The following is a 21737-nucleotide window of genomic DNA, read 5'->3' as shown; positions in this document are numbered from 1 at the left end:
TCACCTATCTTTAGTTATCCCAGTTTAGAAATGACCCATTTGTGGATATCTTTCGCAAATGGAGGCAATTTCTTTTCATTAGCTTCTTTCCTTACAATTTCACCTTTATTGACATAGGATTGAAGTGCACGGGAATCATTTTTTATCTTCACTTCTATAGGGTAGTCGGTCAGGTTTTTGACATCCCCAGGCTGGATCTCGTTTTCCTTGCTAACCTTATTTACAATCAAAGTCATTCTCTCTTTAGCGTCGATTCCCAATCTGCTAAACAATAGCTCTACTTGTCTCAACACCTGCAGAGATGGTGTATCCAGATTCAGTACGTAATAGATACGGTCAGATTCTTCTAATGCCCGATAAGTCTGTTCATTGATTTGAACAGGAAGATCAACTACGACAAAGTCGTAATTCCTTCTGCATGTTCTTAAGAGAGTTGCTATAAACTCTTCAGTGACGCTCTCTCCTACTTCTGCATCCCTGGGACTAAGCAGTACCTCAAGCTTGGAATGTTTCTCTTTCTCAGAGACATTACGGATATGATTCTCGTTTAATTCATTGATAACAGGAGAGAGATCAGCAAGAGAGCGATTACTCTCAATTGATAAAAATGTTTCACTGCCCCCAAACTGGAGATTCAGATCAATAAATATGACTTGTGCCGTTGACTCGAGTTTCAACGTTTGTGCAAATGTAGAAGATACAAGTGTTCTTCCGGATCCTCCCTTACCGCTGTAAAAGGAATAAATCATTCCTCTACCCTTCTTAAAAGACTTTGTGTTTGTAGCTGCTGCTTCATCAGTTGAAGACTTTTTTTCCGTTGCCAAGTGATCAATCTTATCCAGCTTACTAGCTAATGAATTTAGTTCATCTGGAATCACAAAAAAGTCTGCAACCCCTGCTCTGGTAGCTGCCCTCAAAGTCTCGAATTCTGTATTAATCGCAATATAGATTAAGAGGTGATCGGTATTAATACTTTGCATATATTGGATTAAGTCAATCCCGCTATCTTCTTCACTTTGGACCAAAAACACAACATCGGGGGCAAGCCGGTCAAAGTCTGATTTAACATCGGCATATTTAATCGCTTCAACGCCATTGATGCCTGCAAGTAGACTTTTAAATTGGTCTGTCACTGATTGATTGTTACTAATGATTAGGTACTTGTTTTTATTCATTATGTCTGCCTCCAACATTACTGCTCTTTCTTCTTATCAGCATCTTCTTTCTTGGGTTCTTGTTTTGGCTCTTCTTGTTTTGGCTCTTCTTTTTTAGGTTGTTCCTGCTGTTTTGTTTCAGCCGGTTCAGACTCTTCTTTTTTTTCTTGAGGCTCTTCTTCAGTCGATGCTTTCCCAACATTGGCCTTTAGAATTCTAATACTGTCAGCATAGTTTTGCATATGGATTAAATTCGGTGCATCCTCCGCTGCTATCTCCAACGCCACACCCGCGAATTTTTTTTCTTTATTTGAAAGGATACTTGCCACCCTTACATCCTTCATGAAGAGTTCTGTTTTTGGTTTTCCATCAAGTGTTTGAGAAACAATTATATCGACACGATCCAGGTTTTCTAATTTTTCATCAAAATAAATCTTATCTGAACTCACCATTGTTACCAATCGATTGTTTGCATCACTTACATTCGAATATGGCTTGATTATATTCTTTGTGAGGATGTCTCCTTCTTTCAGTGCCACAATGGAAACACTATTTTTTAATTCTTCCCCTTTAGTTATATGAGACTCTGTTACAAACTTATTTGGAATACTCATGGTTGTAACTTGGCTGGGTTCCAGCAAGGTACGAGAATTGATATTTTCAGCCGCTACGATAACTTCTGTCATCCCGCCCAGCTCCGTATTGAGGGCTCTGACTTTTTGCAATACGAAAAAACCTGCTGTAAGAGCTAACAATAGTGATAAAACAATAAAAATAATAGCCTTCCTCTTCGATTCAAGCATTCACGATGTTCCTTTCTTTCTATAAGTGCATTTAATGGATTTATAGGTTGTTAGTTTGTAAGGTGCCTTTGAAGCTGTTCCCCTCCTTCTGGTTGTATTTACGATTCAGATGAAGATTCGATGTCAATCCCACCCATAAATGATACAAATGTATCAGTATTCAATATTTTGGAATTAAATCAACTCTTATTTACCACCAATTTCAGGTTTAAAAACCTGAATGTCATATTTTGTTCATAATTTTTTCCTATATATTAATTATCATCGGATGCTTCTAACGTCAATGAGGCCCATGGAATGTCGAATCTTGTCTGTTAGTTTAGGACTAGCAGGGACATTATAAATATGCAGAAACATAGGCATTAAGTGCTGAATCTAAAGTTTTAACAGTGAAAAATCAACTGTTGAAGAAGTTGCCGGGGTGGTAATTTTTAGGTGATTTATTACAATTGTTAAATTTAGTAGGTATTTGTAATTATTTGTTGATACTATTTCACAAAAATACCCCACCCCATAAAGAAAGCTCCCCGCTTGTCAGCGGAGAGCTTTCTTATTGTTTATTCTTCGTTGAGGAGATGTTCGATTTTATCCAATAAAGCTTTTGGGGAGAGGACTGGTTCCCCGCCGCCCTGGATAAAGTCTTCTTTTCCTCCGCCTTTGCCGTTGATGAGGGCAAAGATCTTTGGAGCGAGTTCTTTTAAGTTTGTGTCCCCCTGCTTCCCTCTTGCACCTACGATTTGCAGTTTAGCGTCATTTTGGACGGCCAGGAATACAATTGCCTCTTCCCTTGCAGCAATCAATTGGCGTGCAAGCTGCTGCAGCTCCTGGATGGGACGGTCCTGGTAGGCCCCTTTGATGAAGGCTGCACCACCGGTAAGCTTCACTGCTTCGCCTGCAAGATCCTTCGCTTCGTATTTCAGGAGTTCCTGCTTCACTTCTTCAAGCTGTTTTTCCTGGACCTTGATTTTATCAAGAAGCTGGACGGCTGCCTCTTTCATGTTGTCCTGCGGGGATTGAAGAACAGCGGTCAGATCTTTTAGCACGCCATTCTTTCGGTGAAGCTGTTCGAGCACCCGGTCTCCGCAAACGAATTGAAGTCGGATAAGCCCCCTGTGCTTTTCCCAGTCCAGTATCTTGATGGCTCCCACTTCTGAAGTGGAGCGCGGGTGGGTGCCTCCGCAGCCGTTGTAGTCAAAGTCCGGGATGATGACCAGGCGTACATCATCGGATACGGCAAGCCCCTTACGCAGGGGATAAGCGGCTGCTTCTTCCGACGTCATCCATTTTATCTCGATTGGCCTTGCCTCCCGGATCACTGCATTGGCCAAAGCTTCTGCCTTGCCGGCGTCTTCCTCTGACATGTTTTCAACAGCAAGATCAATTGTCAGGGTTTCTTTTCCCAAATGAAAGCTGACCGTTTCATATCCGAGGGTTTCTGCAAACGCTGCGGATAAAATATGCTGGCCGGCATGCTGCTGCATATGGTCAAACCGCCTCTTCCAATCAATCTCCCCCGTGATTGTTTCAGGGAGTTTCTCAAACGATTTTTCCACGTAATGCCTGATTTCCCCGTCCTTCTCTTCAACATCTACCACCGGTATGCCGTCGAGGTTCCCCTCATCAAACGGCTGGCCCCCGCCTGTCGGGTAGAACGCTGTCTGTTCCAATACGACAAAATGGCTGCCGTCTTCATCCTGCCCCTGCCGGCTGACAGCCGTCTCGAATCTGGTTATGTATGCATCATCATAAAATAGCTTCTTTGTCATAAAAATCCCTTTCCTTTCTTTTTTATTACTTTATCACATACGGCTCCGACACCTCACATATCTACACTTCCACTCATAAACTAACAGGGAAAATCCATTGCCTCATAATGGAACAGGCCTTTTAAAACGAATACGAAAAGGTGAGAATATGAAACTGGGCAAAAACATGATAACCCTCGTCACCTCTATTTTCATCCTCCTTTATTTAGGGACGCTGATCTTTTTCCTCAGGGATGGAAACCATCAAACAGGTAACGAAGCAGGGAAATTTCCTGGCAATGGCCAGTCAAATGCGAACATTACCATCCATACCAATGTACAAAATAATATCTACGGAAATTCCGACGTTGAAACCACGATTACAAATGACCTGACCAGTGACACGGATTATGATATTCAAAATGAAATCGACAATTTGGCAGAAGGCAGCGGGGATTCGTCTTTCTCCAATACGATCGATAACCGGTTTGACGGAAAGGCTGAAGGAACTCTGTCCAACTCCCTTAAACATTATCTGAACGGAAGCGGCAGCTACGGGCTGGATAATAACGTCCTAAACAATCTCGGGGTCGATGTGGATGTAAAGGTGAGGAATGATGTAGGGAATGAAACGAACGGCCGGAAAGGTAACGGAGGGGGTGGTGGCAGCGGCGGAGACGGGGATGGAAAGCCTGAACTCCTTTGGGGAATCGACTCTGCCAGTGAAACGACCGAAGAACTCTATGCTTGCGTGCGGGAAAACTTCGGTGATCCTGCCGTATTCGGCCGCTACCTCAAAACCAGGGACGGGGTCTCGATCGGTTTGTCCCCCGAACAGGTAGAGCTGATCCATTCCAAGGGGGATTCCATCCTCCCCATCTACAACAACTTCAGTGATGCAACCGGATTCGAAAACGGAGTGAAGCAGGCAAAGGCTGCGATCCAGGCGGCCGGAGACTTGGGAGTACCTGAAGGCACCGCCTTATTCGCAGATATCGAACCGACGTACCCCGTAGATTCAGAGTTTATCAGAGGCTGGTTTGAGACGATTTCAGCTTCGAACTATGAGTCTGGCATTTATGGAATATTCGATCAGGACAGAGCCCTTTTCAAAGCCTACACTCAAGCAGCAGAGGGCAACCCGGATATTTTAAAAGAAAACTATGTCTGGACGTCTTCACCAAGTGTCGGCATCACTACCCAGAAGGAAGCGCCGGAATATGCACCTCAAGCTCCTGATAATTCTCTTGCCCTTGGTTGGCAATACGGTATCGACGCAATGGCATGCAACATTGATACAAATTTATTCGACAGCGACTTGCTCGAGGTTCTTTGGAGGCCTTGATAAAAAAATGCAGCTGACCTTCTTGGCCGGCTGCATTTTTTCATTTATATTGTTTCAGTGTTTCAATCAGCATATTCCAAAACTTCTCATGATCCAGCTTCAATGCCACATTCACATTCGGCTCCCTGCCGGTCACACCGTGCAGATCCACAAGCGTCATCCCGTAGGTGAGTTCGCCTTTCGTCTCGATGTCGACCCTCAGCTTCTTCGTTTCAACCACGGTCGGATCGATGCAGTAAGCCACGCTGCACACATCATGGACAGGCGGATGCTCAAAGCCGAAGAACTCCAGGTATGTTTTCCTGAAATAGGTCAGTAATTCACTGACGAAGCCAGCTGCCGGATTGCCGATTTCTGCTATGCGGCTGCGGACGTGCCGGTCCGCGAGAGCCTGGTGAGTGAGATCCAGCCCCATCATCGTGATCGGGACACCGCTCTCGAATACCACCTTGGCAGCATCTGCGTCGACATAGATGTTGAATTCAGCCGCCGGGGTCCAGTTTCCGAACGTCCCGCCGCCCATGATGACGATTTCCTGTATCTTCGATAGGATCGCCGGCTCACGCCTCATAGCCATCGCAATATTGGTCAAGGGACCGACCGGTACAAGCGTAATATCACCGTCTGATTCCATCACTGTACGGATGATGAAATCGACCGCATGCTCCTCCCCCGCCTGCTTCAAAGGGTCTGGGAGGACAGGGCCGTCCATCCCGGAGTCCCCGTGTATGTCAGCCGCTGTTTCCCGTTTCCGGATAAGGGGCTGACTGTTCCCCTTCAGAACCGGAACATCGTCGATCCCAGCAATTTCGCATACCTTCAACGCATTCAGTGTCGTTTTCTCCAACTCTGCATTCCCCGCCACGGTCGTTATGCCGATAAGATCGATGGCTTCATGCCCTGCCGCAAGCAGGATCGCGATGGCATCATCATGTCCGGGATCGCAGTCAAGAATGATTTTTCGTTTTGTATGTGTCTGCATAGAAGATACCGCCTTTTCTAATATTCTACTCCATAGCGCGTATGGGTCTTATCAAATTCAGCCGGATCAGGATCGAAATATTTCTCATTGAAATCCGCTACAAACTTATCATCCTTGATGTAGCCCGATCCCCATGTCGGATCCAGCGTCAGCCACTTTCCGTCCACTTTCGCTTCGACCCACGCATGACGCTGCGGCCACCATCCGCCGCGTGCCATTCCCTCAATGAATCTCGCTTCGATATCGCTCGCCCTTAAGAGAGCGACGGCAAGATAGGCATAATCCTGGCACACACCTGTCTTTTCATCGAGCGTCTTGAGCGCACTGTCATCCCACTCAAATTCCGAGTTATCAAGCTTTTGCACGTCATAGCTTACGTTTTTGGCTGTATAGTCATAAATCGCCTTCACTTTATCACGTTCGCTCTTTTTTCCATTCGTCAGCTTCTGTGCCAGCTCCTTAATCTCCGGTGCTTCGGATTCCACACCCCTCGATGGCAGAAGATCCCGCTTATCCTCGCCGGTCGACTCCACCTCAAACTTTGCAAAGCCGTAGAACCTGAACGAATCACTGAATTCTTCCTTGATTTCCGGCACGCTCAGCGTCACTTCATACGTACCCGGACCGAAACGGAGATAGAAGGAGTCATCAAACGTAAAATCCTCGACCGGAATGACGTCCAGCGCCTCGTCCTCCCCTTTCTTCGTCGTCACATAAATGTGGTCGGTTTCAGGTCCGAACTCCGCTTCCGGATCGATCGTCCCTTTCACCGTGTACTTGCCGTCCGATTCACCCCCGCCGTATTGCGGGGATTCCAGTGTAACGCCGCGCTCCATGTACGCATTGGAGAATTCAATCGGGCTCATCGTCCGGTCGGATTTATTGTCGAGCAGAAGGCTCGTTGCAGTCTGGTAATAGTTCTCGCGCTCCTCATCCGGGACGAGCACTTCCAGTTCATGAACCCCTTTTCCATAAAATAAAGGCACATCATATGAAAACTTCCCGTCCTCAACCGGGATGACATGGGTCCATGTCTCGCTGTCTTTTTTCAGCTTAAGCATGACGGTGTCGCCGTCTTTCAACTCATCCGCTTTTCCCTTAAGGGCAAACACTTCATCTTCCTTCGTATAGCTGGAATCGGCATTTACTTCCATCCCGGCGTCGCGGCCGAACGGAGTATACGTCACATCCCGCTTCTGGTCAGGATTCACGTTATGGACAGTGAAAGATGCCGTATCATAAAAATAGTTCTCTTGATCTTTACTCGGGAGCTGAACCTTCACGCTGTATTCGCCTTCGCCGTTGAAGAAATGAATGGCCTGCTTAAACTTCCCGTCCTCTATCGGGGTGTAATATTCAAGCTGATCGCCTGCAGGACCTTCATCCTTTGAGCGGACCTTGATCCAGGCATAATCCGATTTCAAGCCGGAAGCCTTCTCGATAGCCCCTTTTACCACCACTTCCCCGTTCGCAGCAAATTCCTTATGAGAAGGTTCATCCAGGGTGGCACCGATTTCCTCGCTGTAAGAGGTCAGCTCGAGCGGTTCGAGCTCAAGTTCCTTGTTTTTCTCTTTCACAAGCTTTTCATATTTATCTTCTTCTTTTTTCTCTTCTTTTTTTGCTTCCGAGTCAGCCGAACTGCTGCAGGCCGAAAGGAACATCATACTCGCCATAAAGCAAAGCATCATGACAACGATGGGATTCTTTCTTTTCATCACATTCTCCTCCATTAATCTCCGTTTTGCATCTTCTCTTTTATGTACGTTTTAGACAAATTTTGGTTTCTGATGCTTTTTTACCATTCTGAATGTCTTTGTAAACCTGTTCAAGTGGAATTTTTTGGAGACTCTAAATAAAAAAGCCTCTCTAGAATAAAGAGAGACTTTTCAAGCCGCAATTGATTTCCGTGGAAGACTTCGCTTTCCGCGGGTGACCCGTGAGCCTCCTCGTCGCTGGCGCTCCTGCGGGGTCTCACATTAGTCACTTCTCCCGCAGGAGTCTTCGTCTTCCACTCCAATCATTTGCTGGAAAGTATATTAACTTTTTGTTTTAATGCCCGGCTCCGGCAATATCCACATGTTTTAGGTGGTTTTTGTTAAATAGGATAAAGACTACCGACAGCATAACAAATCCTGCTCCTACTATGAAAGGCAGGCTTGGGTTGTAGATTTCTGCAAGTTTTCCTGCTGTGAATGGTGCAATGGCTCCTCCGATGAAGCGAAGGAAGCTGTAGGCTGCCGATGCTGTCGAGCGTTCGACCGGTGCTGCGTTCATGACTGCGGTTGTAATCAATGTGTTGTTGTTTCCGAGGAACGCTCCAGCCAGTATGACGGATACAATGACGACCCATTGTGTAGATGTCCAGAGTCCCATCGCAAGCAGCAATAGAGCAAACAGTGTAAGCATTGCACACATGGACTTGATTGTCCCGAACCGGTGCTGCAGTTTCGGTGCCATGAAGACAGAAGTGACGGCAAGCAGCATCCCCCAACCAAGGAATACGTATCCAAGTCCGTGTTCATCAAGCCCCATGACGAATGGTGCGTAAGCGAGCAGGGTAAAGAAACCAAAGTTGTATAAAGCCGCAGCGATCCCGAACACGAATAACGAGCGGTGCTTCAACGCACGGAACGGATCGGCAAGCGTCGTTTTAGTTTGAGGCTTTTTGGCTGGATCTGCCTTTGGCATCAAGATTGTCAGACCGATGAACGCGATGACCATCAGTGACGCGACACCAAGGAAAGGCCCCCTCCAGGATATGGCGCCAAGCCAGCCACCGAGCAGCGGACCTACTGAAATACCAAGTCCGATTGCCGCTTCATACAGAATGATGGCTTTAGCGGCTCCGCTGTTTGAAAGCGATACGATCGCAGCCAGTGCAGTGGCAACGAAAAGCGCATTTCCGAGACCCCAGCCTCCGCGGAGTCCGACCAGCGTCCAGATATCGTTAGAAAAACCTCCGAGTGCAGAGAATATGGCTATAATGACGATTCCCGAAAGCAGCGTCCCCTTGATTCCAATTCTTGAAGAAAGCATCCCGGTAATGAGCATTGCCACCGCCATCACCGCATTATAGCTGGTGAAAAGCAGAGTGACCTGACTTTGGGATGCATCGAGCTGACTCGCGATCGCCGGCAGGATCGGGTCAACGAGACCAAGTCCCATGAACGCAATGATACATGCAAAAAAAACAGCCCAGACCGCTTTCGGCTGTGCCAAAATCCCTTTCTTCTCCACCTCGACTGGATCCAAAACAGGCGGCTGTGAAGGTACGGATGGTTGAGTAGATGACATTCGTATTCTCCTTTTCTGAATAAAATATATTTAAACCCACAAATTAGTTGTATGATGAAAGTTTATAATTGTATTATACAACTAAATTCCAGCACGTCAACAGCCTTGATCCATTTTATGTGGTATCATAATAGATATAACTTGTATTGCGGGGTTATTATATGAATGAAAAACATTTAGAAATGATTGAATTGGAGCTCGCCATCCTCATCCGCCGGGCAACCAATCTCTCTTCCCATAAAAAACTCGGTACCCTCGACCGCTCCGCCTATCTTTTACTTAGAAGGATCGCCAATAAAGGCGCAGCCGGAGTGAAGGTGCTTGCAGAGGAATTCATGCTCGACATATCCACGATCAGCAGACAGGCAGGCGCCCTTGAACAAAAAGGCTACCTGTACCGGATACCAGACCCTTTGGACGGCAGATCCTATAAACTCGACATCACCGAGCTTGGGACCACTGTCTTCAAGGAGCATAAACAGGCCCGCCTGGAACGGATATCCGAGAAAATCGAGGACTGGCCCGAGGACGAACGCGAATCATTTGGGAAATTGTTAAAGAAGTTTAATGAGTCGTTGATACTGTGAGGAATTTGGGAGTCTGGTTGACTCCCTTTTTTATTTAAGTATTTTTAGTTAAAACCAATAAATTTTCTAAAATCACTATAGTAAATAGATTTATTTACTTCTCCCGTGATTTCAAAACAAGCTTTTTTAGGTGAATTGATTGTTTTTTCGAATTTACGCATCCTGCTTGAACGGGAGAATGGATTTATTATCGAAAATGAAAAATTTTATTATCGATAATTCAACATTTATTATTGAAAACGAACATTTTATTATCAAATCTCGAAATGCCATTTTTAAAAATATTCTCTTATTGTTGATTCAAATTACTTATCATCACTTTTCCCGATTAATTATCGAAACTCATAAGTTGTTATCGGTGTTGTCCAATTAATTTTTCCCCAATAAAAAACTCCCATCAGCTCTAAACTGATGGGAGTTTTTCATGATTAGCCGCTTGTTTCAGGCGGCTAAATCAAAGGGTTGAGGGGCAGATTACATCATGCCGCCCATTCCACCCATGCCGCCCATATCAGGCATACCGCCGCCGGCATTTTCTTCAGGAATGTCTGCCACTACTGCTTCAGTAGTCAAGAACATTGCTGCAACGGATGCTGCGTTTTGAAGTGCGGAACGAGTAACTTTTGTTGGGTCAACGATACCTTTTTCGATCATGTTCACCCATTCGCCAGTCGCTGCGTTGAATCCTACACCCACTTCTTCTTTCTTCAGGCGTTCTACGATGATAGAACCTTCAAGTCCTGCGTTGTGAGCGATTTGACGGATTGGCTCTTCAAGTGCGCGAAGCACGATGTTGATACCAGTTGCAACGTCTGCGTCAGCTTCGATTGAAGCGACTTTGTTGTATACGTTCACAAGGGCAGTACCACCACCGGAAACGATACCTTCTTCCACTGCTGCGCGAGTAGAGTTCAATGCGTCTTCGATGCGTAGTTTACGCTCTTTAAGCTCAGTTTCAGTTGCAGCACCGACTTTAACGACTGCTACACCGCCTGCAAGCTTAGCAAGGCGCTCTTGTAATTTTTCTTTATCGAATTCAGAAGTAGACTCTTCGTGTTGAGCACGGATTTGGTTCACGCGTGCTGCAATCTTTTCTGGATCTCCAGAACCTTCTACTACTGTTGTGTTTTCTTTTGTTACGACAACCTTCGCTGCACGGCCAAGTTGAGTCACGTTTGCAGATTTAAGGTCAAGGCCTAAATCTTCGGTGATGACTTCACCGCCAGTAAGGATGGCAAGGTCTTCAAGCATTGCTTTACGACGGTCACCGAATCCAGGAGCTTTAACAGCCACTGCATTGAATGTTCCGCGAAGTTTGTTTACTACTAGTGTTGCAAGTGCTTCACCTTCAACATCCTCAGCAACGATCAACAATGGCTTGCCTTGTTGAACCACTTGCTCAAGAACAGGAAGTACTTCCTGGATGTTGCCGATTTTCTTATCCGTGATCAAGATGTATGGATTCTCAAGAACCGCTTCCATCTTGTCAGAGTCTGTCACCATGTATGGAGATGCATATCCGCGGTCGAATTGCATACCTTCCACTACATCAAGCTCAGTTGTGAATCCTTTGGATTCTTCGATCGTGATAACACCATCGTTACCCACGCGCTCCATTGCTTCAGCGATCAATTGACCGACTTCTTCGTCAGCAGCTGAAATCGCAGCAACCTGAGCGATTGAATCTTTTCCTTCGATCGGCTTAGAAATAGCTTTTAATTCTTCAACTGCAGTTTGAACCGCTTTTTCGATCCCTTTACGTACGCCTACAGGGTTAGCTCCCGCCGTTACGTTCTTAAGACCTTCACGGATCATTGCCTGTGCAAGAACCGTTGCAGTTGTTGTACCGTCACCGGCAATTTCGTTTGTTTTGCTAGCTACTTCAGCAACAAGTTTAGCACCCATGTTTTCGAATGCATCTTCAAGTTCGATTTCTTTAGCAATTGTTACACCGTCATTTGTGATAAGCGGTGAACCGTATTTCTTCTCAAGTACCACGTTGCGTCCTTTTGGTCCAAGAGTTACTTTTACTGCGTTTGCTAATTGATCTACCCCGCGAAGCATGGAACGGCGTGCTTCTTCGCTAAATTTAATATCCTTAGCCATATTCAAAGTCCTCCTCTTATTGTTTAAAGTATTGTTTTATTATCAGTTAGTTAATTATTCGCCAACAACAGCCAGAATGTCACTGTCACGAAGGATCAGATATTCTGTGCCTTGGTATTTCACTTCTGTACCAGCATATTTACTGAAGATGATTCGATCGCCGACAGACACTTCAAGAGCAACGCGCTCACCGCTGTCAAGAACGCGACCTGTACCTACAGCAACAACTTTACCTTCCTGCGGCTTTTCCTTTGCGGAGTCCGGAAGAACGATACCGCTTGCTGTTTTTTCTTCTGATTCGACTAGCTCGATAACGACGCGATCACCTAGTGGTTTTAACAAGTGAAACAACCTCCTTGAAATTATGTAAATAGTTTATTTATTAGCACTCGTTCATCGTGAGTGCTAACACAATTATTATAATAATTAATTCGTTTTCATTTTGCAAGAGTCCTGCTTAAAATTTTTTTCGTCATTTTCCTCCTTTTTTCACACCTCTCTATACTATGTTTGGGTTTGTCTTTCTATTCCTTTTCCAGCCTTAAAGCGGGCCGTTGATTTCCGCTGCAGGTGCTCGCTTTCCGCGGGGCGGGCGGTGAGCCTCCTCGTCGCTGCGCTCCTGCGGGGTCTCACCTCTCCCGCAAATCCCGCAGGAGTCGAGCACCTTCCGCTACAATCAACTCAGAAAGTGTAAGGAGAAATGACTAATTCACTCCTAAAACAAAATTACAATAACAACTCTCACAAAATCGGAAATCCACGCTAAAACCCCTACGATTTGAACACTCATCGATTTCTTAGTAGAATTGAACAAGATGATGATTAAAGGAGACGTAACGTTGAAAAAACATTTTGGATATATATTGATTGCGTATATTGTGATGCAGCTTTCGAGTATTGTCGGGGTCCCGCTCCTTTATAAGATCGGGACGGATGTGATGGGCGAGCCTGCAGACCAGGTGAAGCAGCTTGTACCGGGTTACTGGCTAGTGATCAGCTTTACACTGACCTTGATTGTCGTTTGGAGCATCCTGCGGAAGAGTGAAACAAGCACCCGGCTTGAAAGAAGTGCTCCCCTCAATGCCGGCAGTTCGATCGGCTGGGCGATTGCAGGGATTTTCATCGCTTTCTTCGCACAGTCCATTGCGATTCAGATTGAGTATGCACTCGGCATTAAGATGGGCTCGGAAAATACGCAGATGATTATCGGGATCATTGAAAAGGTTCCCGTTTCGATGCTTGTTGCCGCCGTGATCGGACCGATCCTTGAGGAGATCGTGTTCAGGAAAATCATTTTCGGCGTCCTGTATGAGAAGATGCATTTCTTCTTTGCAGCATTGATCAGTTCCGTCATTTTTGCCCTTGCGCATTTTGAACCGGAACATGTCATCTTGTATTCGGCCATGGGATTCACTTTTGCGTTTCTATATGTAAGGACAAAGAGAATACTCGTGCCAATTTTTGCTCATGTCGCGATGAATACATCTGTCGTGCTGATACAATCTATCTATAAGGACGATATTCAGAAGATCATGAAAGAAGCAGAACAAATTCAAGGATTTATTGGAGGATTATTTTCATGAGAAGATCACCGCTTTTCTCTGGAGTGATCTATCTCCTGCTCGGAATACTTTTCACATACTTTGCAGTACAGAATGTAAGAGATGATGGTTGGGGATTTTTCACTTATATGCTGGTCTTTCTGGCCACCCTTGATTTCGGGTCTGGACTCAGGATGATCATGATTCATTTCAAGATCAAGAAACAAATCAATAATAAAAAATAAGGATTGGTCCCCGCGGGGATCAATCCTTATTTATATCTTCATATTGTTCGATTTCAAGCTTCTGTTCCGCTTCCAGTACCTTTTTATATCCGATCTTTGAAATCCAGATGCTGATTTCATAAAGGATGAATAAAGGCACGGTCACCATCAAGTGAGAGATGATGTCCGGCGGCGTGATGAAGGCTGCAATGATGAAAAGCGCAAAGTAAGCGACCTTCCTTGCTTTTGCCATCACCATAGGGGTGATGATCCCAAGCCTTGTCAAAAACAGCATCACGACCGGCAGCTGAAATAAAAAGCCGAATGGAATCGTTATTTGAAATAAGAAATGAAAGTACTCATTGATACCGATGACCTGCTGAATCTCGAGATTCTCAGATAGTCCCATCATGAACTTCACCACATAAGGAAACAGGATGAAGTACGAAAAGGACAACCCTGCAAGAAAAAGAAGGACCGACACCGGTATGTAGCTGAGCGTTACCTTTCTTTCCCGTTCATAAAGACCGGGTGAAACAAATGACCATACCTGATAAAGGATGACCGGCGACGTGATGAGCACGGCGATGAAGATGATCATCTCCATGTAAATTTTAAGCGGATCTGTCACCCTGAATGCATTCATGGTCATCTCTTTTGCTTCATCGGCATGCTGTAAATATGTAATCAGCGGACCTGCAAGGAAGAAGCCTGCGATGACCGCCAACAAGAAGAAAACGACTACAATCATGAGTCGTTTTTGCAATTCTCCTATATGCTCATACAATGTCATTTCTTTCTGACTTTGACTCATGGCGTTCATCCTACTCTATTACTTAGCATCTTTTGATTTATCGTCATCATCTGCTAAGCCTTTTGTTGCATTTTTGAACTCACGTAAAGTATTTCCGAATGCTTTTCCGAGTTCCGGCAATTTCTTAGGGCCAAAAATCAGTAAAGCAACAATAGCGATTAATACGAGGCTACCTGGACCTGGCATAATGAGACACCTCCTCTTTTACATCTCTATCATATCGTAAATCATATGAAATGGCTATTCCGATATGATTCCATCTTGTGACATTTCCGTGTCATCCTCTGAATAATGTTTCAAAAAGTATACCAGTGACTGCAGTTCCACTGCCAAATCAATATGATGGATGCGGATATGATCCGGCACCGTCAGCCTTGCCGGTGTAAAGTTCAGGATCCCCTTGATCTTTGAGGATACCAGCCGGTCTGTGATGTTCTGAGCAGAAGAAGCCGGCACTGTCAGGATCGCCACTTCAATATTCTGATCTTCGAGCTTCTCTTCAAGGTCATCCAGGTGATAGACCGGAACATCGCCGACCTGTGTCCCAACTTTGGACTCATCCACTTCGAACGCCATCTCGATCTTCGTATTATTGTTTTTTATAAAATTATAATTGAGAAAGGCGGTACCCAGATTCCCGACCCCGATCAGCACAACCTTTGTCAGTGCATCCTGATCAAGCGTCTTTCTGAAAAAAGAGAGAAGATAGTTTACATTATATCCATAACCCTTTTTCCCTAATGCACCGAAATAGGAAAAGTCCCTGCGGATCGTGGCAGAATCAACCTTCACTGCTTCACTCAATTCCTTGGATGACACCCTCTGCTTACCCGATGAGTATAAATTCTTGATGAAACGGTAATAAAGCGGCAGCCGCTTCGCCGTTGCCTGTGGAATTTTCGTTGTATCCTGATTCATTTCGTATTCCCCCACATCTATTCAAAACCTCGTTACGTTGGACACCCGCCAGTCTGTGAACGCTTCCAAAATAACAATTAATCTTTTTCTCACGCTCTCCTACCCATCATACACTATATTCTATCCTATATGTGTGAAGATTAATAGTCATTCCTGGACATGTATCATTGCCGTTCTCCTCACAAATACGGTACACTAGCACTATGAAACAGAGGTGAAACGTCATGATTCTACTACAAGTGAATCAACTTAGCAAAAACTTTGGTGCAGATAATATCTTATCGAACATCAAACTTGAAATACAGACAAGGGACAGGGTTGCACTCGTCGGCCGCAATGGCGCCGGGAAGTCCACTCTTTTAAAAATAATCGCCGGCCAGCTTTCATATGATGACGGTGAAATCACCAAGCCAAAAGGCGTATCGATCGGTTATCTCGCCCAGAATACGGGCCTTGAATCCGAGCTTTCGATCTGGGAGGAAATGCTGACTGTCTTCGAAGATCTGCGAGCTCAGGAAAAACAGCTCCGTGTTCTTGAAACAAAAATGGCAGATCCGTCCGTTTATGAAAACGAGGAGCTGTATCAGCGGGTTCTGAAAGAATACGATGAGCTTCAGGTCAGCTTCAAAGAATCAGGGGGCTACCAATATGAAGCGGATATCAGATCCGTCCTTCACGGATTGAACTTTGCCGACTTCGACTATGATACTAAAATCTCCACGCTGAGCGGAGGACAGAAAACCCGTCTAGCACTAGGGAAGCTGCTCCTGACAAAGCCGGATATCCTCATCCTCGATGAGCCGACCAACCATCTGGATATCGAAACCCTCTCCTGGCTGGAGACTTACCTTCAGAGCTATGAAGGGGCTGTCCTGATCGTTTCCCATGACCGTTATTTCCTGGACAGCGTCGTCAACCAGGTCTACGAAATCTCGCGCAGGCGGAGCAGGAAGTACATCGGGAACTACAGCAGGTATCTTCAGCAGAAAGCGGAAGAATACGAAAAAGATGTCAAACTCTATGAGCGCCAGCAGCAGGAAGTCGCAAAGCTCGAAGACTTCATCCAGCGCAACATCGCCCGTGCCTCCACGACCAAGATGGCTCAGAGCCGCCGAAAGAAACTCGAGCGCATGGATTTGATGGACAAGCCGCTCGGTGATGAGAAATCTGCCACCTTCTCATTCGATATCGATCGCCAAAGCGGAAACGATGTGCTCAAAGTGAATGACCTGTCGATTGGATACGAAGCTCAGGACATCATCTCGAGCCACATCGACTTCTCCGTAAAAAAAGGAGACAGCATCGCTCTCGTGGGACCGAATGGAATCGGTAAATCCACCCTGCTGAAGACACTTGTGGATAAACTGAAGCCGTTAGCGGGAGACTTCAAGTTCGGATCGAACGTCTCAATTAGCTACTACGATCAGGAGCAGGCCGACCTTTCATCGAATAAAACTGTTCTCAATGAACTTTGGGATGAATATCCGATGAAAAACGAGAAGGAAATCCGGACTGTACTCGGAAACTTCCTGTTTTCAGGGGAAGATGTTCTGAAGCCTGTTTCGACTTTAAGCGGGGGCGAAAAAGCCAGGCTCGCACTCTCAAAATTAATGATGGAAAAGGGCAATGTCCTCATCCTTGATGAGCCGACGAACCACCTGGACCTCGACAGCAAAGAAGTCCTTGAAAATGCCTTGATCGGTTATCCCGGAACGATACTTTTTGTTTCACATGACCGTTACTTCATCAACCGGATCGCCACCAAAGTGCTTGAACTCTCGAAAAATGGTTCCACCGAGTACCTCGGCGATTATAACTATTATGTAGAGAAGCTCCAGGAACAGGAAGAACTCGCGGCTCTGGAACAAATAGAAAAAGGGCAGCCTGCACCTGGTGCGGCCACCCAGCAAAAGCAAAATCATAAAATTGACAAAGAGGCTAAGAAACTCGAACGTCAGCGCCGTAGAAGGGTCGAGGAAATCGAGACACGGATGGAAGAACTTGAAACAGTCATTGCAGAACAAGAAGAATTGCTGTGTGACCCCGTCATCTTCCAGGACCACGAAAAAGTCCAGGAAATCAACGACAAGTTGAACTCTTCCAAGGAAGAACTCGATGAGCTCCTTGAAGAATGGACTGAACTCGAGGAACTTCTCCAAGAAGAACAGTAATCCACAGGTTTGAGTGAAATCACATCACTCAAACCTTCTTTATTCCACATGGATATCCACATGTCGAATGTTGACGAAACGTTGTTCTTAGAAGTTTTCCACATTATCCACAGACAAATCCACAGTTATGCACAATTCCACATGGAATTACCCATATCTTTTTCACAAGGTGTTCACATCTTATCCCAAGTTATTAACAAATTATCCACAGACTGTTGATAAAACGTATGTTCCCTAAAAAAAGCCCCGACAAGGTGGAGGCACCCCATCGAAGCTTTACCAAATCAAAAATCCTCAATATCCAAACCAGGATTGGCGTTCATCGCCATATCCCCTCTTTTGCCTTGCTCAAACAATACAGTACCTGCGGCAGCAATCATCGCGGCATTATCTGTACACAGGGATAACGGTGGAATGACAAGCTCTGTATCCAGTTCCTTGAACGCTTCTTCCAAAGCAGCCCTAAGCCCTTTATTGGCAGCCACTCCTCCTGCCAGCAGCAGTTGTTCCACTTTATACTCATTCACAGCCCTTACCGTTTTTGTAACCAGTACATCGATTACACTGGCCTGGAAGCTTGCGGCAAGATCTTGTGGATAAATGGTCTGGCCTTTTTGCTTTGCATTATGAAGCGTGTTGATAACAGCCGATTTCAATCCGCTGAAACTGAAATCATATGACCCTTCTTCGAGCCATGCCCGTGGAAGGTCAAGCACCGGCTCCCCTTCATGGGCCAGACGGTCGATATGAGGACCTCCCGGATAAGGAAGGCTCAACGTTCTTGCCACCTTATCGTAAGCCTCTCCTGCCGCATCATCGCGCGTTTCGCCGATGACCTCGAAAGAACCGTGCTCCTTCATCAGCACGAGCTCTGTATGTCCCCCTGAAACGACAAGCGACAACAGCGGGAACTTCATTTCTTCCACCAGACGGTTTGCGTAGATATGCCCCGCGATATGATGGACGCCGACCAGCGGCTTGCTATGAGCAAATGCAAGAGCCTTTGCAGCATTCACACCGATAAGCAGCGCCCCTACCAGACCGGGCCCTTCTGTGACAGCAATGCAATCGATCTCTTCCATTGTCATTTCTGACTGTTCCAGTGCCTCTTCCAGCACAAGTGTCACCTGCTCTACATGGTGACGTGAAGCGATTTCAGGTACCACACCGCCGAATCGCTTATGGCTTTCTATTTGGGACGAAACGATATTCACCACGATCTCCGTACCATTTTTGATGATGGCCACGGCTGTTTCATCACAACTTGTCTCTATTCCTAACACATACGTATCTTTTTTCATAAATTCACCCACATTACTAAAGCATCTTCTTGATTATCTGAATAATACCGTTTCCGGATACCACCGTCTTGAAAACCCATCTTTCGATATAACCCCTTCGCTGCCTCGTTGCTCACCCTGACTTCAAGTGTCATCACACGGGCTCCGACCTGTTTGGCAATCTCCATGATCCTCTTCATGAGCGCTTCACCAAGTCCTTTCCCCCTGTAATCAGGCAGGACCGCGACATTCGTGATATGCGCCTCATCCACAACAAGCCAGACTCCGCAGTAACCGGCTATACACTCCCCGTCCTCCACGACGAGATATGTAGACAGGTGATTTTGTTCTATTTCGTTGTAAAAGGCCTCACGGGTCCACGGAATACTGAACGAACGATGCTCGATTTCCATCACTGCATCCAAATCATCAACCGTCATAAATCGAATTTCCATATCCTGAACGATCCTTTTTCTTATTTAGAATTTTTTTGTGCCTCTAACCATTTCACTTCAGCCTCAGCCAAGCGGATATAATTAGGAACGACTTCATGAGCTGTCTTTTCTTCCATTTGGGCACCTATAAAAGCAAGCTCGGAAGGACGTGGATTATGGCTCACGAAAGGAGCGATCCTCGCCTGATCTCCCAGCACTTCTTTTATAACAGCCTCATGAATGCCGACATCGTTTCCGACAAATAAAATCTCCCCGTCATACTCTTTCAGCTTTTCCACCCAGTCAGCGAGCAAGAGATTCCGGTCTTCTTCAATCTGCTGGATCGTATCTCCTTCAAACTTATACAACCCTGTATATACCTGCCCTCTTCTAGCATCAAAGATAGGAGATATAAAACCATTAAAATGGCGGCCGGAAGAAGCGAGCACCGCCAGACTGGATACTGGGACCAGCGGTATATTCAGCGACCAGGCAAGTGTCTTTGCCATCGTGACCCCTATTCGGACCCCAGTATACGAACCGGGTCCATTCGCCACCACAATCTTCGTCAGCTCTTTCGGTTCCGTCTCACACTCTTTCAAAAGCTGCTCAACGGCAGGCATGGCCCTTACAGAATGATTTCTCTTAAAATTGGTGATATACTCACCAATCACTTTTTCTTCATCAATTAACGCAACCCCAAGAGGATAGTTCGAGGTATCGATCGACAATATCTTCATGAAACAATCTCCTTACATAACTCATTATACCTTTGCCCGTAAGGCTTTAACACAATTCTCCTGGTCGTGTCGCCTTCCCTGTAAATCGACAAGTTCAACAATTCGCCCGGCAGCTGGTCTTTAATCAAATGAGCCCATTCGACGACCGTCACTCCCTCACCTTCAAAATACTCATCAAACCCCAAGTCTTCAAAGGAATCATCCAGGCGGTACACATCCATATGATAAAAAGGCAGACGCCCCTTATATTCTTTAATAATGGTAAACGTAGGGCTGTTCACCGTCCTTTTCACTCCAAGCCCTTTCGCAAGCCCCTTCGTGAAAGTCGTCTTCCCGGCACCAAGATCACCTTCCAATGTTATCACATCTCCAGGCTGAAGGTATTGTGCCAGTCTCTCTGCAAATGCCCCCGTCTCCTCGGGATTCTCCGTCATCATTTCATACTGGTCCATATCTATCTCCTCAACTTAAGTAGAGTATAAAAAAACCTTAGGACAGCACCTAAGGGATAATGTATATATGTAGTTTACCCTTTTTGGGGTATTTGAGTAAAGTGTATGAGAATGGTTGTCCATATTTAAGGGAAGAAAAAGGTTTTTTTGGGTTTTTGCAGCACTCTTTGAGGTATTCTGAAAAACTCATACATAATTGGGGCTGCTAGTTCCGTAAAGTTCCTTTTCACGGTTATAATTAGGTGGCCAGAAGCACCCCGTGATCTTTGCTTGGGGATTTATGAGCCGTTTTCCAGATTTATAATCCTAATTCAGGATTTATGATCCATTCTGAAAATATATGATCCATTTTAAAACTTTATGATCTTTTAATAATGATTCTAAATAAAATTCTTAGATAGAAACCCCTTCTTCATGCCACGCACACTCTTCCATTCCAGTGATCAATATAAAGAATTAAGACAAATAAAAAAACGAAACAAAAGTTTCGTTTACGTGTAAAGTAATGGCGGTCTGGACGGGACTCGAACCCGCGACCTCCTGCGTGACAGGCAGGCATTCTAACCAACTGAACTACCAGACCAAAGATTTTTGCGTCAGCAAAATATCTTTCAATATTATGTTTTTGCAAAAATGGTATTGCGGGGACAGGATTTGAACCTGCGACCTTCGGGTTATGAGCCCGACGAGCTACCGAACTGCTCCACCCCGCGACGATAAGATTAGGTACTATATAGAGTATACCACACTATATGATACCGATGTAAGATTGTGCAAAAAATTTTTATATTCGCCTGGCGATGTCCTACTCTCACAGGGGGAGAGCCCCCAACTACCATCGGCGCTGAAGAGCTTAACTTCCGTGTTCGGCATGGGAACGGGTGTGACCTCTTCGCCATAATCACCAGACGAATATTCAATTGAAGGGTTTGTTCCTTCAAAACTAGATAAAGGATTGATGTCAAGAATACCGGTATTGCCGTGTTGTTCATTTAAAAATGACTCTTTGTGGTTAAGTCCTCGATCGATTAGTATCAGTCAGCTCCACATGTCGCCATGCTTCCACCTCTGACCTATCTACCTGGTCATCTTCCAGGGATCTTACTCACATAAAGTGATGGGAAATCTCATCTCGAGGGGGGCTTCA

General features: G+C 45.5%; 20 protein-coding genes, 2 tRNA genes and 2 rRNA genes. 5 read left to right on the top strand and 19 right to left on the bottom strand.

All coding sequences use genetic code 11. The features are described 5' to 3' along the window. Positions 1–14: 14 nt before the first annotated feature. The 3 genes from AS034_RS21085 to AS034_RS21075 form a co-directional block, all read right to left on the bottom strand. Complete coding sequence (locus tag AS034_RS21085; RefSeq protein ID WP_058300051.1) at positions 15–1175, bottom strand: CpaE/TadZ family protein; 1161 nt, start codon at positions 1173–1175, stop codon at positions 15–17. A 17-nt stretch (positions 1176–1192) separates the two neighbouring features. Beyond that, complete coding sequence (cpaB, locus tag AS034_RS21080) at positions 1193–1957, bottom strand: Flp pilus assembly protein CpaB (protein ID WP_074440100.1); 765 nt, start codon at positions 1955–1957, stop codon at positions 1193–1195. A 557-nt stretch (positions 1958–2514) separates the two neighbouring features. Continuing rightward, a complete protein-coding gene (locus tag AS034_RS21075; protein ID WP_058300050.1) occupies positions 2515–3723 on the bottom strand; it encodes an alanyl-tRNA editing protein in 1209 nt (402 codons plus the stop codon). Positions 3724–3871: 148 nt separating this feature from the next. Here AS034_RS21075 and AS034_RS21070 point away from each other — a divergent pair, with 148 nt between their 5' ends. Further along, the gene (locus tag AS034_RS21070; RefSeq protein WP_058300049.1) at positions 3872–5047 is read left to right on the top strand and encodes a glycoside hydrolase domain-containing protein; all 1176 of its coding nucleotides are present in this window, start codon (positions 3872–3874) and stop codon (positions 5045–5047) included. A gap of 40 nt (positions 5048–5087) precedes the next feature. Here AS034_RS21070 and AS034_RS21065 read toward each other — a convergent pair whose 3' ends face one another. From AS034_RS21065 to AS034_RS21055, 3 genes are all read right to left on the bottom strand, one after another. Further along, entirely contained in the window at positions 5088–6029 is a 942-nt protein-coding gene (locus AS034_RS21065; protein WP_058300048.1) for a nucleoside hydrolase, read from the bottom strand. 17 nt (positions 6030–6046) lie between these two features. Then, positions 6047–7744 (bottom strand): transglutaminase domain-containing protein, encoded by a 1698-nt coding sequence (locus tag AS034_RS21060; RefSeq protein ID WP_058300047.1) that lies wholly within the window; start codon positions 7742–7744, stop codon positions 6047–6049. Positions 7745–8078: 334 nt separating this feature from the next. Further along, positions 8079–9323 carry an MFS transporter gene (locus AS034_RS21055; RefSeq protein ID WP_058300046.1) on the bottom strand — a complete coding sequence of 415 codons (1245 nt, stop codon included), beginning with the start codon at positions 9321–9323 and terminating at the stop codon, positions 8079–8081. A 161-nt stretch (positions 9324–9484) separates the two neighbouring features. Here AS034_RS21055 and AS034_RS21050 point away from each other — a divergent pair, with 161 nt between their 5' ends. Further along, positions 9485–9910, top strand: a complete 426-nt coding sequence (locus tag AS034_RS21050) for a MarR family winged helix-turn-helix transcriptional regulator (protein ID WP_058300045.1) — start codon at positions 9485–9487, stop codon at positions 9908–9910. A 474-nt stretch (positions 9911–10384) separates the two neighbouring features. Here the strand turns inward: AS034_RS21050 and groL are convergent, their stop codons facing one another. Beyond that, the gene (groL, locus tag AS034_RS21045) at positions 10385–12016 is read right to left on the bottom strand and encodes a chaperonin GroEL (protein WP_032085421.1); all 1632 of its coding nucleotides are present in this window, start codon (positions 12014–12016) and stop codon (positions 10385–10387) included. Between the two features lie 54 nt (positions 12017–12070). Further along, the gene (gene groES / locus AS034_RS21040) at positions 12071–12358 is read right to left on the bottom strand and encodes a co-chaperone GroES (RefSeq protein ID WP_032085422.1); all 288 of its coding nucleotides are present in this window, start codon (positions 12356–12358) and stop codon (positions 12071–12073) included. Positions 12359–12855: 497 nt separating this feature from the next. Between groES and AS034_RS21035 the strand changes: the two genes are divergently transcribed. Together AS034_RS21035 and AS034_RS21030 are read left to right on the top strand one after the other, a co-directional pair. Beyond that, entirely contained in the window at positions 12856–13599 is a 744-nt protein-coding gene (locus tag AS034_RS21035) for a CPBP family intramembrane glutamic endopeptidase (RefSeq protein WP_032085423.1), read from the top strand. Continuing rightward, a complete protein-coding gene (locus AS034_RS21030; protein WP_032085424.1) occupies positions 13596–13802 on the top strand; it encodes a YdiK family protein in 207 nt (68 codons plus the stop codon). The genes AS034_RS21035 and AS034_RS21030 overlap by 4 nt, the downstream gene beginning before the upstream one ends. A gap of 19 nt (positions 13803–13821) precedes the next feature. On the opposite strand, the gene tatC is transcribed toward AS034_RS21030, so the two are convergent. The 3 genes from tatC to AS034_RS21015 are packed head-to-tail and all read right to left on the bottom strand — an operon-like array spanning position 13822 to position 15513. Beyond that, a complete protein-coding gene (gene tatC, locus AS034_RS21025) occupies positions 13822–14595 on the bottom strand; it encodes a twin-arginine translocase subunit TatC (protein ID WP_058300044.1) in 774 nt (257 codons plus the stop codon). 18 nt (positions 14596–14613) lie between these two features. Continuing rightward, positions 14614–14781 (bottom strand): twin-arginine translocase TatA/TatE family subunit, encoded by a 168-nt coding sequence (locus tag AS034_RS21020; protein ID WP_032085426.1) that lies wholly within the window; start codon positions 14779–14781, stop codon positions 14614–14616. A gap of 54 nt (positions 14782–14835) precedes the next feature. Beyond that, complete coding sequence (locus AS034_RS21015; RefSeq protein WP_032085427.1) at positions 14836–15513, bottom strand: redox-sensing transcriptional repressor Rex; 678 nt, start codon at positions 15511–15513, stop codon at positions 14836–14838. Positions 15514–15737: 224 nt separating this feature from the next. Here AS034_RS21015 and AS034_RS21010 point away from each other — a divergent pair, with 224 nt between their 5' ends. After that, a complete protein-coding gene (locus AS034_RS21010) occupies positions 15738–17684 on the top strand; it encodes an ABC-F family ATP-binding cassette domain-containing protein (RefSeq protein WP_058300043.1) in 1947 nt (648 codons plus the stop codon). A 284-nt stretch (positions 17685–17968) separates the two neighbouring features. Here the strand turns inward: AS034_RS21010 and tsaD are convergent, their stop codons facing one another. The 8 genes from tsaD to AS034_RS20970 all read right to left on the bottom strand — a co-directional run. Beyond that, complete coding sequence (tsaD, locus tag AS034_RS21005; RefSeq protein ID WP_058300042.1) at positions 17969–18985, bottom strand: tRNA (adenosine(37)-N6)-threonylcarbamoyltransferase complex transferase subunit TsaD; 1017 nt, start codon at positions 18983–18985, stop codon at positions 17969–17971. Further along, on the bottom strand, positions 18982–19419 hold the full coding sequence (gene rimI, locus AS034_RS21000) for a ribosomal protein S18-alanine N-acetyltransferase (RefSeq protein WP_232354014.1): 438 nt from the start codon (positions 19417–19419) through the stop codon (positions 18982–18984). The genes tsaD and rimI overlap by 4 nt, the downstream gene beginning before the upstream one ends. A 20-nt stretch (positions 19420–19439) precedes the next feature. Further along, positions 19440–20138: a tRNA (adenosine(37)-N6)-threonylcarbamoyltransferase complex dimerization subunit type 1 TsaB gene (tsaB, locus tag AS034_RS20995; protein ID WP_058300041.1), complete on the bottom strand. Its 699-nt coding sequence runs from the start codon at positions 20136–20138 to the stop codon at positions 19440–19442. Next, entirely contained in the window at positions 20135–20590 is a 456-nt protein-coding gene (gene tsaE / locus AS034_RS20990) for a tRNA (adenosine(37)-N6)-threonylcarbamoyltransferase complex ATPase subunit type 1 TsaE (RefSeq protein WP_058300040.1), read from the bottom strand. Before tsaE ends, tsaB begins: the two co-directional genes overlap by 4 nt. 506 nt (positions 20591–21096) lie before the next feature. Continuing rightward, positions 21097–21173, bottom strand: a tRNA-Asp gene (locus tag AS034_RS20985). Between the two features lie 56 nt (positions 21174–21229). Next, a tRNA-Met gene (locus AS034_RS20980) sits at positions 21230–21303 on the bottom strand. Between the two features lie 79 nt (positions 21304–21382). Then, positions 21383–21499: ribosomal RNA gene (gene rrf / locus AS034_RS20975) — 5S ribosomal RNA — on the bottom strand. A 99-nt stretch (positions 21500–21598) separates the two neighbouring features. Beyond that, positions 21599–21737 (bottom strand): 23S ribosomal RNA (locus AS034_RS20970); the annotation flags it as partial.

It is taken from the genome of [Bacillus] enclensis (assembly GCF_001456935.1).
GTDB lineage: Bacteria > Bacillota > Bacilli > Bacillales > Bacillaceae_B > Rossellomorea > Rossellomorea enclensis.
The sequence above is the reverse complement of the archived record's forward strand: the minus strand, read 5'-3'. Positions and strand labels throughout refer to the sequence as shown.